The organism is Sphingobacteriales bacterium (genome assembly GCA_016719635.1).
GTDB lineage: Bacteria > Bacteroidota > Bacteroidia > Chitinophagales > JADIYW01 > JADJSS01.
Genome location: JADJYT010000001.1, coordinates 504,220 through 520,258 on the forward strand (window position 1 = coordinate 504,220; position 16,039 = coordinate 520,258).

Sequence of the window (16,039 nt, forward strand, 5' to 3'; positions counted from 1 at the left end):
AAATGAACATTCTAAAAGCATTCTTACAAAAATATGCGAGGCAGCTTTTTTACCTGGCTGCTGTTATGGTACTGTTCAACCTTGCTGATATCATTTTCCCATTGCAAACCAACAGGAATTACTCCACCATTATTGAAGCGGAAGACGGCACTGTCCTGTATTCTTTTCTGTCGAATGACGATAAATGGCGGATGTACACCCGACTCAGTGAAATCACCCCTACCCTGCAGCAGGCATTCCTTCAGAAGGAAGACCGATGGTTTTACTGGCATTTCGGCGTCAACCCGGTGGCAGTATTCCGGGCATTGGTCAATAATACCATCCGGCACAAACGAACTTCGGGAGCTTCCACCATCACCATGCAGGTTGCGAGGATGCTGGAGCCCAAAGAACGCACCATGTCTTCCAAGTTGCTCGAACTTTTCAGGGCTTTGCAACTGGAATGGAATTTCAGTAAAAAGGAAATTTTACAGCTTTACCTGAACCTGGTACCTTACGGAGGCAATATTGAAGGTGTCAAATCTGCGGCATTCCTTTATTTCGGAAAATCACCTGCCCAACTGAGTCTGGCAGAAGTGACGACTCTTACCATTATCCCCAACCGCCCGAGCAGCCTGCAGTTAGGCAGAAACAATGCCTATATCCAAAGCGAACGCAACCGGTGGCTGAAGAAATTTCTGCAAAAGAAAGCCTTCTCCAAAGAAAGCATTGACGATGCACTCGAAGAACCTTTGTCTGCATACCGCCGTACACCACCCAAATACGCCCTGCATTTCTGTATCCGGCTAAAAAAGATGTACCCGACCCAACCCATCATAGAGTCGCACCTGAACTACACGATGCAGCTGGATATGGAAGAAATGGTGCACAACTACTCCAAAGTCCTGCAATTCAAAGACATTAAAAACGCGGCGGTCATCATCCTTGACAACCGGACTCATCAAGTGGTTGCTTATGTCGGATCACCCGATTTTTACAGTGCTTCGACGCAGGGACAGGTGGACGGCGTGAAAGCGGTTCGATCTCCCGGCAGCACCTTAAAGCCTTTGATATACGGCCTTGCATTTGAGAAAGGCATCTACACCCCGCGCTCCGTGATTGCAGATGTACCCGTGAATTTTGACGGATATATACCGGAAAATTACGATGAAAGTTTTCACGGAGATATCGCCATATCGGATGCACTGGCGCAATCGCTGAATATTCCGGCGGTAAAGGTGCTGCATGAAATTTCGCTGAAGACCTTGCTGGAAAACTTAGACAAACTCCACTTCTCCCAGATTGAAAAAGACAGGGAAAAACTGGGACTGTCTGTAGCACTGGGCGGTTGTGGGGTTCGCCTGGAAGAACTGGCCGGCATGTATTCGGTGTTCGCCAATAACGGCACCTACTTCCCTCCTGTATTTACCAAATACGCCGATGCCGGAAAGGGACAGAAATACTATCTCCGGAAGCCAACTACATGGTGGCGCAAATCCTGACGATGCTGCGAAGGACAGACCTGCCCAACGGAGCGGAGAATGTACTGAACATTCCTAAAATCGCCTGGAAAACCGGCACTTCCTATGGCCGCCGCGATGCCTGGAGCATCGGATTCAACAACCAGTATACGGTGGGTGTCTGGACGGGCAACTTCGACGGCAAAGGCGTTCCCGAACTGTCGGGCGCGGATATTGCGACACCGCTGCTGCTGCAGATTTTCAACACCATCACCCATATCAACGAGAAAGACTGGTTTAAACGGCCTAAAGATTTACAGTACAGATGGGTGTGTTCGGAAAGCGGCGATATCCCAAATGATTTTTGCACAAATAAAATTCAGGCCTATTACATTCCGGGTGTCAGCAGCAATAGGAAATGCAGCCACCTGAAAAAAGTATGGGTGAGTTCGGACAGTTCCATTTCATATTGCAGTTCCTGTTTGCCGGAAGATGGATATCTGGAAAAATGGTATCCCAATTACGCACCGGACCTGCTGCATTATTTGGAGACCATGCATCTGCCCTATATCAAAATACCGGCGCACCAGCCCAGCTGCAGGAAAGTGTTTGAGAACAACCAACCCAACATCGTACAACCCGTAAACGGAAGCGTGTATTACATACAGGCCGGCAAAAGGCAGGAACTGATGCTGACTGCACATGCCGCTAACGACGTGGCGACGATTTCCTGGTATATCAACGATGCCTTTGTAGAAACCATCGATAAGAACAAACCGGTATTCATCACTCCAACTTTAGGCAAACTGAAAATCTCCTGTACCGACGACAAAGGCAGGAATACGGACAGCCGGGTGGTGGTGAAGGAGATGTGAAAATTAATTTCAACAACATATATTTGTAATATAAAATATTTATAGTATATTTCAGATAAATAATGTCATTAAAAAACACAACTATGAATCCCCTGACATTCCTGTTTCCATTCCTAAAAAAGATAAATGACGGTTTTTTTATAAAAAAATCAACATCAAGTATAGTATCGGTTATTGGTTGGATTATATTGATCATTAGTTCAATCGGATCACTTATTTTTCTGATCAAGGGATTAGATACAGATAATATTACTATCGGGTTAGTAATAAGTATCATTTTAGCTTCTGCTCTTTTCTTTATCCTGGGGATATTTATTTTTCAAATCCATGCATATCATTCTGCAGAAATAAAACAATTACCGAAATCTCCTTTTACCGTAACGCCCATTATTTCAATTCTGCTCAAACTAACCGGAGAAATAATAGCACTGTATATTTTTTTAATTGGAGTCGTTTCTTTTGTAGCCTTATTGTTCATTGGCAACACATATATTCTCAATGGTTTTCTTGGAGAGTTGGGTGGATTATCCAGAGAATTAAGCGGTTATCTTGGAGGCCCCGTTATGGTTGCCTGCGGCTTACTATTCATTTCATTTTTATCCGCTTTATTTATGTTAATGATTTTTTACTATTTCTCTGAAAAAGTGCTGGTCTCAACAGATATTGCTACAAACATCCGAAGAATGCTGAATAATAGCGAACAAATAACAAATATTGAAATAATCGAGGCAACAGATAACACTAAAGTACCCACTCCAAGAACCTGCCCATCCTGTAAAGAAATAATAAATCCAAACGATATTTTTTGTGAAAATTGCGGAAATAAATTAAAGTAAATGATTATGTTTTGTAATAACTGCGGCACTGAATACGAAACCACCCAAATTGACAACGGTAAAAGCAGATTTTGCAGAAGCTGTGGAAGTTTATTATATAAAAACCAAAACGGCCAGCTAATCGACTCTGAGGGAAAGCCTTTCATAAATACTGCAACTGATACAGGTACCGGAAAGTTGAACATAGATGAAGAACATCAGAAACTTTTAGAACAAGAGCGACTAATAAAAGAGCGTCAAAACCAACTATTACATCAGAAACGGGAACAAGAACTTAAAGAAAAACAAGAAAGAGAACGCCTGGAGGCCATAAGAAAACAACAAGAACAGGAACGGCAGAAAGCGGAACAAAAAGAAAAAGAGCGGCTGCTGCAGCTTCAAAGGGAGCAGGATGAGAAAGAACGCTTGCTGCGCGAAAAGATAGAAAAAGAAGTCCGCGAGAAGATACACCGGGAACAGGCGGAAAAGGAACGGCTGGAACGGGAACTGAAAGAAAAACTGGAACGCGAACGAATAGAGCGGGAATTGCGCGAGGCGGAAGAAAAAAAGAAAGCGGCACAATTGCTTCTGGAAAAAGAAGCGGAAGAAAAAAGAAAGGCAGTGCAACAGGAACAAGAAAAAGCTGCAACAGCAGCAATGCTCCAAACGGCGGAGCAACCCTCCGGCGGCACATTCCGGAAATTTCTTTTATTCGTCCTCCTGCCGCTTCTTGCAGCAGGCATACTGGCAGGTACAACCTATTTCCTGTTTCCACAACAAATAAAAGCGGTTTTAGGTATTACAGCTTCGGAAGCAAAAACTACTGAAGCCGTCAGCACTCCTGAAAATATTCCTTCAGACAATTCCGCCATAATCGAGCAAATCAAAACAGCGCTGACCGGGAAAGAGGTATTATCCTGGGGGCCAATAAAAGCCGATGAAATAAAGGGGCTGACTATCCAATCCCAGCAGGCGGAAAACGGTAATCCATCCTATGTCGTTGAACTAAACCTGGACGACAATGCCGGAACAAAAGCCGCCGCCGAACTGGAGGTTACTTATAATAACAACACCATTGACAAGGCAACTACCAACAAAATCAGTTATAAAAACACCGCTCCGGTCAATGCCTGGTTCAGTTTCGCACCTTTAAAGAATTGCACGATTCTTGTCAATACCAACGGCAATCCGATAAAGTTAAAAGGCTGCCAGAACTGCGCATCGGTTTCGCTGAATACCAGTGCAGATCAACCTGAAAAATTAATAAACCATCCTGAAACCATTTTTATTCAATCCGGCAGTACAACCGAAACTACCGTTGATTTCACCTATGTCCCTACAAAATAAAATATTGAGTTTAATACAATCGTTAAAAATAATTCAGAACCAGACTAAAGACAAAAATATAGCAAAATGAAAAGAAGCGTAGGATGGCAAAATACGTAGCTGAGCGCTGCTATGAAGCGCAGAACGATTATTTTGCCTTGATTTTTTTGTTTCTTTTTGTATCAAGACAAAAAGAAAATAGTTGAATTTACAATTCAGACGATTATAAAACATATAAAAGTAAATACATGAAAAAAACACTTTCTTTTCTACTAACAATTTTAATATTAAATGTTTTAGCTCAAAAAGGCGTAGTCATTCCCACTACGCCGGTTACGCCGCAAAAAAGTCCATCAGTCAGCAAACCCAAACCGGTGAATACGGCACCCAAGCCTGCCGCCGGAACCGAAATATGGAAGGTGGATGCCACATCCACTCCCTGTACCTTAGGACAGTGTATGCTCATAAAAAAAGCCGGACAGAAGGAATTTGAGATATTTGAAGATATTATTGAAGGCTTTGAATTTACAGAAGGGAATACCTACACCCTTCAGGTCAGACAAACACTGAAACAGCCGCCGATACAGGCGAATGAATCCATTTACAAATACGAGCTGGTCAAAGTAATGGCGTCAACCGACAGCAAATACAGCAACATCAGTGTACCGACTCCAACGACCAACACGGGCGCAATCGTTCAGATTGACCTGGATTATGGCACCATCGCCTGTGAATCCGGCTCGGAGAAACAATGTTTTTTGCTGAAAGAGAAAGGCCGCAAGGAATATGAGATTTTCAACGGCTGTATCTACGGGTTTACCTATGAAGCCGGCAACCGATATGTTTTGCAGGCACGCAAAAACGGAGAAGATTATGATTTCGTCAAAGTCATTAAAAAAGAATTTGTCGAATACAATCCGACAAAGATATCCTGTGTGAACCAACGAAACCCCTATTCCTCAACAATCCAGACAAACGCTACATCCTCTGTAAAAGACATTCCGGCCACCAGCATACCGACATCCTCCGCCCTGGATAAGAAGTGGTATCTGCGGAAGATGAAGGAATCGGAAGGCAGCAGTTTCACTACCGATGACAATGTGCTGTGGATACAAATCAGCACCTTCAATGACAAACTTAAAGGCTTTGGTGCCTGCAACAAATTTGAGGCGGTAGTACGCACTGACCTGGTCACGTCCTTTCAAATCAGCAAACTGACTTCAGGCTACGTAAATTGCGGCTATAAAAAACTGGAAGAATTATTTTACAGCGTATTACAGCAAGCCGACCGTTTTGAAATCAGGAACGGCAACCTGATACTATCCAAACAATGGAAATACCTGATGGAACTCACTTCCGACCCGAATCAGAAGGAGGAGACTAGTACGTCTACGAATTACCAGCCGGTTGCATTAAATACGAATACGGTACAGCCTGTTCCCGTTCAATCCATAACACCAACTCCTACAGCCAATACCCCTCCTGCCAATGTATCCGCTGCTTCAGCCACCGACAACAAGGAAGTGGATGAACTTCAGAAACAGGTGGAAGAGCTGAAAAAACAACTGGAAGCTAAAAAGCAAACCGATGCTGCCGAAGCGCAGAAGAAAATGGAGCAGGAAAAATTGCAGCAACAGCAGGAAGCAGAAAAATTAAAACAACAACTGGCCGAAATAGAAAAACAGAAACAGGATGAGGCAAAGAGACAAAAACTCGAACAGGAAAAAATACAGAAGCAGAAAGAAATTGAAGAGCTAAAAAGACAGATAGCTGAAAAAGAAAAGGAAGTAACTACAACTCCATCCAACCAAATACCTAAATCTTCTTCTACCAATAGCTCCCCAATTTCTGAAACCAAACCCATAACGTCTAGTTCTACTGTTGTAAAAAGAGAAACTGAAACATTACAGGATAATTATGAGACTGTAAAATTTACTGTAAACAAAGGAAATAATATACCAGAGCCGGAATATCCATTGAGACCTTATTATCTAGATGGTAATACTTTAATCCAATTTGAAAGATCTGAATCATCCTTCGATATGAAAGTAAAGGGTGCCGGGTATGGTGGCGTAGACAGATTCCTAACGGCTTTCAGTCCAGAATCAAAAATTCAATTTAAAGATGGTAATATGCCGCGTATATTTATATCCACAGAAAGTAAAAGTATTGACCCCTATGATGTAATATCTTTATGTAAGGCGATTACTCAAAAAGACAGGAGAAGATTTAAAATTGGAAGCAGCAAGATGTTTGGTGGAGCTAGAAATGTAAGTGGCAATATCATTCCCGTAGAATTTAAGAAAATTCGGGATACTCTATTTGAAGTAATTATTCCAGAACAACTTGAAGTTGGAGAATACGGATTTCTTCCAATCATGGAAGGAGAAAGTAATATCTTAACTTCAAAAACCGTTAAAATAAATTGTTTCGGCATTGCTCCTTAATTTTTTGAAATTTTTAAAATAACCTCATTTTAAATAAAAATAAGAAGTTCTTATTAAATCAGTACGACTCATTCCAACCCGGTGAATATGCCCTAAAAATCAGCATTCCCGGCTGCAAAACAATCAATTTATTTGGTGTGGATGAGTAAGGTGCCATTTATTTTCTTTGAATTAATACTATTTTAAAATGCGGTGGTTAACTTTAAACTAAATAATTCCATCTATGAAAACATTATTTAGTATCTGCCTGATTATTGGCATATCTACTTTTACAAAACTCACCCATGCCGAATCATTCAACACCACCCCGCAAACCTGGGTGGTAGATGCAGAAACGGCTGCCTGCGACAATTCAGACAATCAGTGCCTGCTGGTCAAACAGCCCGGCAGAAAAGAATTTGAGATTTATAATGAACCCATTGAGGGCTTCAACTACGAAAAAGGTTACACGTATACCATTGTTGTCAAACAACAACTGAAAGACCCTCCCATTGCAGTCGGCGAGTCGCTGTTCAAATATGTGCTGGTAAAAATCAGTTCAAAAAAGGCCATTGCTAAAACGGTCAGCAATACTCCCAAAATCATACAGCCCACATCCATTACCACCTCCTCTCCTTTGGATAACCGATGGTACCTGCGAAAAATCAAGGATGAGGACGGCAGCAGCCTGGTCACTGATGACAATATAGTCTGGATGGAAATCAACACCTTCAACGACAAGATTAAAGGTATCGGCGCCTGCAATCCGTTTGAAGGCGTACTAAGAACCAACCAAAACAACGGTTTTGAAGCCGGCAAACTGACCGCGGGACTGAGCAGTTGCAGCAATAAAAAGATGGAAACCCTGTTTTTGGATGCCTTGCAGCTAGCCGACCATTACGAAATCAGGAGCGGTGTACTTATTTTGTCCGGTCAGGGAAAATACCTCATGGAGTTTGCTTCTGATCCGGGGCAGAAAGAAGTGACCAATGCCTCCTCCAATTATAAACTCTCCAATTTCAGTTCCAAAGAATCGGAATTAACGGTGACCAAAACCAGCAACTCCTCTACTTCGACAACCAGCAATGAAGTGGACGAACTGCAAAAGCAGCTGGAAGAACTGCAAAAACAGCTGGCTGCCAAAAAGCAAAAAGAAGCTGAGGAGCAGAAGCTGAAAGAGGAAAAGCAAAAACAGGAAGAAGCGCAGAAATCAAGAGTGGAACAGGAAAAACAAAAAAAATTAAAGGAAATCGAAGAACTGAAGAGACAACTGGCGGAAAAGGAAAAAGAGACTAACACCGAGAGTCCTTCAAAGTCAGCTACAAAAATCAGTACGACTTCCGATAAACCTACTGTCTCCACAGCCATACCTCAGCCTGATGAATACGACATCCTCTATTATCTGGAAAATAACACCTTAAGGGAAATGGAAAGATCTGCTGTAAGCCTGAAACTGGAGAAGAACAACCATATCACCTTTGAGGCAAAAAATATGGAATCTCCATGTCAGTTGAAAGAAAGGAATCTGCCCAGAATTATCCTAAAGATAAGAAGCGGTGAAACACCATCGGAATTATTCACATTGCTGACGGTAGAAACCACCAAGAACTCCAGGATTATCGCGACCGGGAAAATTATCGGGGGTAAGACCAAAGATATCAGCAAATCGATCATAGACATTGAATTCAGAAAAATCAAAGGAGATATCTATGAAATCATACTGCCTGCAGATTTGCCTATAGGCGAATATGCATTCCTTCCGGTTACCGAGTCCAACAACCTGAATATATCCAATCCGATTGCTTTTGATGTTACCTTTTTTGGAATAGAAGAAAATAAAGGTACGGCAATCTATACCGGTTCCACAACTGTAAAAAGCTCTACAACCACCGTCAGTTCAGTTTCAAAACAGAAAACATATGTTCCGCTGGAAGATGCTGACATACCGCTGCCCGATGCTTACAATAAACCCTATTACATCAACGGCGATGAACTGGCGGACATGGAACGGTCGGATGCCGCGATTGAAATAGACAAGAACGGTTATATCACCTTTGTAACCGATAAGATGGAATCCCCATGTCAGTTAAAGGAAAAAAATCTTCCTCAAATGGTTATCAGAATCAAAGGAACTGAAAATCCTTCCGGTTTATTTACATTGCTGGGAGTTGAGTCCACTAAAAACTCCAGAATCATACCGACCGGAAAAAAAATTGGCGGAACCCCTAAAAACATCAGCAGTTCTATTATAAAAATAGATTTCAGAAAGATAAAGGGGGATTTGTACGAAATCATCCTTCCTTCCAATCTGCCGATAGGTGAATATGCTTTCTTGCCAACCAAAGAATCCAACAACCTGAACTTATCCAATCCGGTATCCTTTGAAGTTACCTTTTTCGGAGTGGAAGGGAAATAAAAATTAACTCACTATCCGAATTCATCTTAAGATGAATTCGGATAGTGGGATTACCGCTTGCACGGTAATGTCTTTTTTCCATTATACCTTACTATTCCATTTCGCTAGAGGTCTTTTGAAACTATCCAGTTTAAAATAAATAACCCCTGAAAAGCAGGGGTTATTTATTATTCTAAGAAAGAGATGATATTAGTTTTTCACAAACTCTTCGGTATGCATTTTTCCATTGTTGTCCATATATTTCAACAGATAAGTGCCTTTTGCTAAAGCAGAAAAGTCAAACTGCAGCGCGTTCAATCCTCTCTTAAGCGCGGCCGTATTCTCCTGTTGGATGCTTCCCAATACATCATAAACCATTATTGTGGTGTTATAATTGGCGGTAGACTGTATGTCGACATTCAGCCCGCCCGTAGTGGGATTCGGATAGATGTTTACAAAACCGTTTATCACCACATCTGTCAGGTTGATATCGATGATTTTGCTGTAAGAAATCGTGCCGTCTGTATCGATGATTTTCAGTCGGTAGTAATTAAAACCAACCACCGGATTGTTATCCGTAAAAGTATAGGTGATGGTCTGGGTAGAATTACCGGCAGCAGCCTTCGTTCCTATCATCGTCCAGGAAATGGCATTGACACTCTTTTCAATTTCAAAACGCGCCGTATTCTGTTCAGAGGCTGTAATCCACTGCAACTGGTTCACCCTTCCCTGATTCCAGCCGGTGAAAGAGATAAGTTCCACCGGTAAAGGAGCAAACGGGAACTGACTTGGATGCAGATAGAAAGTGGAAAAACTGCTTACTTCAAATTCAACGGAATAATCGGGACCTGTCGTTAAGTTTGGAAATTTCTTGACGACCGGGAATATGACGACCGCTGAATTATTTGTTGCCGGGAATACCGGAGGTGCTGTAAATGAACCACCTGTACCGCCTGCAAACTTGGTAATCACCAAATCTGTCATCGGGTTGGAAAACTGATAATCAGTACCTATGGCTGCCGTTTGCAGGGCATTTAATTCGGCAGCTTTAAAGTAAAACTTAACAAGCGATTTGGTGTTATTAATCGGCTTAACGGACCATCTTCTTGGCAGGTAAGGCTGATAATCTCCGAAGGAAGTATAAACGGTTGGAACCGTTGTAGAAGTATATGCCATCATTCCGATACAAACTTCTGTCGTATCCAGCCTGTTAGGCGTAACGGCAGCATCATCCACGATAGTTGCTATGATATGGCCGCTGCTGTTATAGAAAGATTTGGTGGAGCCGTCTGTTACGACACAATAATCACAACTGGAAGCAGTGGCAATGGTGGTGGTACCAATCGATGGTGCTGTTATGGAAACGGAACCCATATTCAAACTATCGCAGTTGCCTTTGGAAATCAGTAAATCATAAATGGTAGTGGCTCCCCCTGTCAGACCCGTAACCGTTAACGGGTTTGAACCGGATGAACTGGGACTACCGGTACCCGAAACCTTGTCCCAAATGATGGTAGCACCGGAAGTTACTGAACTTGCCAGCAAAACGGCTGACGGATCGCAGGCAAATAATTTACTTAAGGACGGTGTAGCCGACGGTGCATCGTCCGCCGTAACGGTTATATCCGGTGATACCACCTTGCAGCCGCTTCCGCCTTCAGTCACCTGTACCGTATAGGTGTAAGTACCCGCCGCAGAAGGTGTAAAGGTGATCGGGTTAGCCGTTGAACTTCCCGGAGACCAGATATAGGTAAATGAACCATTACCTGTACCGCCGCCGGAACCGGCATTAGCCGTTAAGGTAGTGCTGCCCGGTCTGCAGATGGTAGGATCTGAATTCGAAACGGATACACTTGGTATGGCATTGACTGCAACATTGATTGACCTGACAGGTCCGTCTGTATTAGGCGTACAGGAATTTTTCGGAATAACGGCTACTGTACCGGTGGTGGCAGTAGGCCAGGTAACATAAATGGTATCTGTGGAAACACCCGGTACTACCGTACCGCCTGTAACAGTCCAGCTATAGGATGTTGCCCCGGCAACCGCGGTATAATATTTAATAGTACTGTTCTGGCAAACCGTTCCGGAAGGTACTGCCGTAATGGTAGGCTGAGCCAATTGTGGAAAAATCCTAAATGTGCGATAGATCGGAATAGACCATCCGCAGCATAACTCTTTCATTTGCAGCCGTATCTGGTACAGCTCCCCTAACTCCCAGCCGCCGACTGGTGCGGCAACGGTGCCCGGTGCCGATGAGGTAGACGTATATACATAATTAAACGGATCGTTCACCAGAGAAATCTCCCAGTTCCAATTCGTAATGTTAGCTATCTGCGGTGCTGTCAGAGTCGTTCCTAAACTAATGGATGCAGACGGACAAATCAAATTCGGTGAAATGGCACTCATCACGGTAATTACCGGGTCTACTAAGCGCGTATCGTAAATACTGATGAAATTGGATAAGGTGGTAGAACCTAACGACAGGTTTTTTACGCCAGTTGAGGTATAATAAATGAACGGATTGGAAGTTGATGTTGTATAACTTGTGGAAGCAGAATCTTCATTTAATACGAATGCAGGATTGGTAGCTATATTCGTCCATACAGAACCGGAAGTCTTAGTAATTCCAATCTGTGATTTGGTACAGCCTCTGTTCACGTCTGCTGTTACAGTACCGTCAGTTGGAACAGCAGATCCTGATATTCCGCTTCCGGTTACAGTAGCACCATTTACTACCTGCAGTCTTGCACTGATACCTGCAGCTCCGTTGGAGCCACTTCCGCCAACACCGCCGTTACCTCCGGCACCGCCCCAGGCACCTCTGCCTCCGTCACAATAACCGCTGTTATCTCCAGGTGCTCCGCCGCCGGTTCCGCCTGTTGCCGCCTGGCCGGCTGAACCTGAACCGCCGCCACCGGCAGCTCCGGCTGAACCGTAACAATCTGTTACGACACCACTGCCTCCGTATACGTAAATATCAAATGAACTGCCTCCGCCATATCCTTTATAGCCTCCTAATCCACCGTCACCACCGTCTCCGCCTCTGCCGCCGGTTCCGAAATAGGGACCGCAGGTACAGGTACAACAGGTGCCGCTGGCACCCTCGCCACCACGACCGCCGCCGCCGCCGCCCTTGCCGTTGGCACCGTCATTTCCATCTACAGGAGTATAGAAAATTCCTAATCCGGTCGTATTCGCTGCCGCAGCAGCTCCATTTGTTCCCGGAGCTCCGTTTTGGCCATTTCCACCGGGATTACCATTATTACACCCATCCGCATCACAACCGTACCAGTTGCAGCCTTCTGCACAACATCTGGCACCGCCCGCACCGCCTGCTCCGTATCCGCCGCCATATCCGGCGGCATTATCTCCATTGTCTCCGTTTGATCCGCACGAACTGCAACCGTATGCATAGGCATTGGCATTTCTTCCGCCTAACGCACCGGCACCGCCGCCACCGCTTCCGGAATGCGTTGCTCCGTCATTACCCTTACTGGCTGCACCGGTTGATATGGCACAACGGCTGATCAGAAAGCCTGTCCGACCGTTGGAATAGATTCCATAAATGGAACGACCTCTGTTAGCGGTCGTTCCCGACGCACCACCGGTCAATACGTTGATGGATAAATCTTTTAGCGATATATTATTGCCGTTTAAGACTATACCGGTATAATGACCTTCACCGGCGTTGGCGACCAATGAAGGGGTTACGTTCAAAATGGTGGGTGTAGCTGTACTTTTTACCCAGGTAGTGGTATTATACCCGCCGTCAATAACCAACCCGGTTGCTGCACCGGGAATGACAATAGTGGTATTATTAAAGGTGTAAGTACCGGAACCCATTAATATATGGTTTCTGGCAGAAGTTCTGGAAAAAATGGCAAATGCCGAGTCTAAAGTGGCCGGACAGGCTTTTGACCCTAAATTACCTGCACCGCCTGTTGTCACATAAATATAATTACAGTCTCCCACCGATGTTCCGTTGGGTGGAAAAGTAATGGTAAAGTTCTGCGTAGCGCTTAAACAGGTTATATAACTGTCATCCCGTACCTGAAAGGTATGGTTGGAACCATTCGTCAGACCTGTAAACTGGTTAGAAGTTTGCCAGGATCCGGCATCCATCTTGTATTCATAGATACCGGAAGCACCTCCGGATGCGTTAATGGTGACGATGGCTGAAGTATAGGTGGAGCCGGAACATACATACCCTATCGAATAGGTGAAAGTAATGGCATTCGGATCAGTAATGACAGAACTTCCGGCTATGGTGCAGGAATTACCATCCGTTACTGTCAGATTATAGGTCTTTGCCGGTAAGCTTGAAATATTACCGCTGGTTGAAGTATAGCCCGGAGGTGTGGATGTCCATGCATAAGCATATGTACCATATCCGCCACCGGGGGTAGCGGTAATGGAACCTGTACTGCTTCCCGAACAATTCGTTCCAAACCCGTCATAATTGGAAGGAGTCAGAGACAACGACAGGGCCGGAGGAGAGGTCAGCACCACCGTGTCCACTTTTCCGCAGCCGCTCGCATCTGACATGGAAATATAGTAGGTACCGGCAGCCAGCGTGCCGATGATGGAATCCCGCACAACTCCCGAATTGATGGTTCGGGTTCTGCCGGTCGACCAGGTATAAACTACCGGATATGCAGTAGTGGAAGCCGCTACGGTAATGGAACCATTACTGCCGCCGTTGCAACTGACCTCATATCCGTTATAATTACTTTTGGTTACAGTAGTGGAAAAAGGGGCGGTCATGCGTACCCTAACTCTTACCGTATCGCTATAACATCCGGTATTTATGTTATAGGTCAAGACCTTATAAAGGCTAGGGGTCGTTACATTATAGACGCTACCTGTTGCCAATAAGTTTACCCCTGTGGAGTCATAATACTTTACGGTGGTATCATTACGGACGATATTACTCACCAACTGGCCAGCACCGCAGAAGGTGATTGTAAAATCGGTATTGGAACCATTCACCAGTGGTTTGGTCGGTTTGGAACTTACTTTTATTATTTTATTGACGGCAGTTCCGGTACATACAACCGAATTGTATGTATATGCAGGTGTAATCACATAAGTGGCAGTACTATGCGGGGTACCTGAATTTGTCAAAGTTTGATTGATGGGTGTAGAACATGCTGTGGAACAGGCAGTAGCGCCTGAGACATTGGTTCCGTTGGTTGCGGTCCATGTCCAGGAATTCGTTCCTGCTCCTGTGGTATTGTTGGCTAATGCCAGGTTGATGGGATAACCGGTACAAACGGAATCATCGGAAGGAGTGGATGTAACCGTAAGGGTGGGTTTACTGACAACCGTAACGGTTTGTGTGAAAGTACTACCGCTGCAATAGACCGAGTTGAGCGATGCACGCGGTGTAACGGTATATACCACTGTCCCGGGGCCGGCAGATGTTGTACTCAGTGTCTGATTAATGGAGGTTACGCCATTCGCGGATGAAGCGGTACCTCCTGATGCCGGTGAGTTATTCACCACTGTCCACGTAAAATCATTGGTGGTTCCGGTAGTATTTGATGTCATGGCAATGCCCGGGGCTGTCGCGCTGCAAATGGTCGGGTTGTTGGGAGAAGGTGTATTCGCTGTTGGTATAGGGACTACATTAATCCCGACTGTCTGAGTCGTACCTGCACAAGAACCGATATTGCTGTTATTGATATTCAAAAACGCTAAAGGGGTAACGACATAAGTAGCTCTGCCGGTATCAGCCGTACTGACGGTAAGAGCCTGATTGAGCTGGCCGCCGTTTCCAACAGAACCGGAAGATGCACCGGTAACTCCGGACTGGCTTTGAACGGTCCAGGAATAACTGGCAGGGATGGAACTTGGATTACCGGCAGTTAATGACAACGCAGCGCCGGCACCCGAACATATCGTTTTGGTAGCGGCGCTTGTCATGGAAGGTTTTGCAAAGGTGTAGAACCATGGTACAAAACTGGTACAGATAACATTGGACGATGATGTAGGTAATATATCATACATACGCACGGCCGGGTAATAAGTACCGGCGGTCAACGCTGAACAAACATAACGGGGAGTTACCGACGCATTGTAAAGTGCCTCGATTTTCACGTTGGCGGTTGCTGCACCGTTTAAAGGCCCAGCGAGATAGAATTCTGCAGCGCCATTGTTATACTTTCCCCAGGTGGCACCTGTCAGGGTAACCGTCATACGAATCGTGTAGGTGGCGGTAACCAGTGAACCGGCTGAATTATAAATTATATAAGGAGCGGAACCGGTGACAGTAAGAACAGTAGGAGATGTAATCGTGGGTGTACTTAAATTGTTAGGTGTGGTCGCACAGGAATTACCATTCGCCTTTATACCACCAATCCCTCCGGTTGTTCCTGTTGTAAATCCCCAGTAGTAACAGGTAGTAGGATATCCCGCTAAACCGGAAACTGCAGGAATGTTTATCGTCACTCCACCGGTATTAAAAGCAGCATCCCTGGCCGTTGTAGCACTGGCTGCGGCATTGGTATAGTTTCCTCCGGCTGCGGTAGAACCACAGGTTCCTGCAGTGGTGACAGAGGTGTAGGATAAAGTGACCGGTGCGGCAATTTGCGTTTGTGCTTTCAGAATATTAACCTGCACAAAAGAAATTAATATAAACACACAAGAAATCACCTTCCATCTGCCCAGCAAATGCTCGGATAATGTTGTTTTGTGAAAATTAAAAGGATTGTAGAATGTAATCATCTGCGTACATTTATTGAGGAATAATAATACTTTT

The 16,039-nt window shown here is 44.5% G+C and carries 5 protein-coding genes and 1 pseudogene; 5 read left to right on the forward strand and 1 reads right to left on the reverse strand.

Features of this window, described 5'->3' with window-relative positions; translation table 11 throughout:
- Positions 1 to 2: 2 nt before the first annotated feature.
- The 5 genes and pseudogenes from pbpC to IPM95_02420 all read left to right on the forward strand — a co-directional run bounded on the left by pbpC (position 3) and on the right by IPM95_02420 (position 9,297).
- Positions 3 to 2,314 (forward strand): annotated as a pseudogene (gene pbpC / locus IPM95_02400) (penicillin-binding protein 1C).
- Positions 2,315 to 2,397: 83 nt separating this feature from the next.
- Entirely contained in the window at positions 2,398 to 3,150 is a 753-nt protein-coding gene (locus IPM95_02405) for a zinc ribbon domain-containing protein (GenBank protein ID MBK9328167.1), read from the forward strand.
- A complete protein-coding gene (locus IPM95_02410; GenBank protein MBK9328168.1) occupies positions 3,151 to 4,476 on the forward strand; it encodes a hypothetical protein in 1,326 nt (441 codons plus the stop codon).
- A 227-nt stretch (positions 4,477 to 4,703) separates the two neighbouring features.
- Positions 4,704 to 6,902: a DUF4377 domain-containing protein gene (locus tag IPM95_02415; GenBank protein ID MBK9328169.1), complete on the forward strand. Its 2,199-nt coding sequence runs from the start codon at positions 4,704 to 4,706 to the stop codon at positions 6,900 to 6,902.
- Positions 6,903 to 7,125: 223 nt separating this feature from the next.
- On the forward strand, positions 7,126 to 9,297 hold the full coding sequence (locus IPM95_02420; protein MBK9328170.1) for a DUF4377 domain-containing protein: 2,172 nt from the start codon (positions 7,126 to 7,128) through the stop codon (positions 9,295 to 9,297).
- A gap of 189 nt (positions 9,298 to 9,486) precedes the next feature.
- Here IPM95_02420 and IPM95_02425 read toward each other — a convergent pair whose 3' ends face one another.
- Positions 9,487 to 16,005, reverse strand: coding sequence for a T9SS type A sorting domain-containing protein (locus IPM95_02425; protein MBK9328171.1), 6,519 nt, complete (start codon positions 16,003 to 16,005; stop codon positions 9,487 to 9,489).
- Positions 16,006 to 16,039 lie beyond the last annotated feature (34 nt).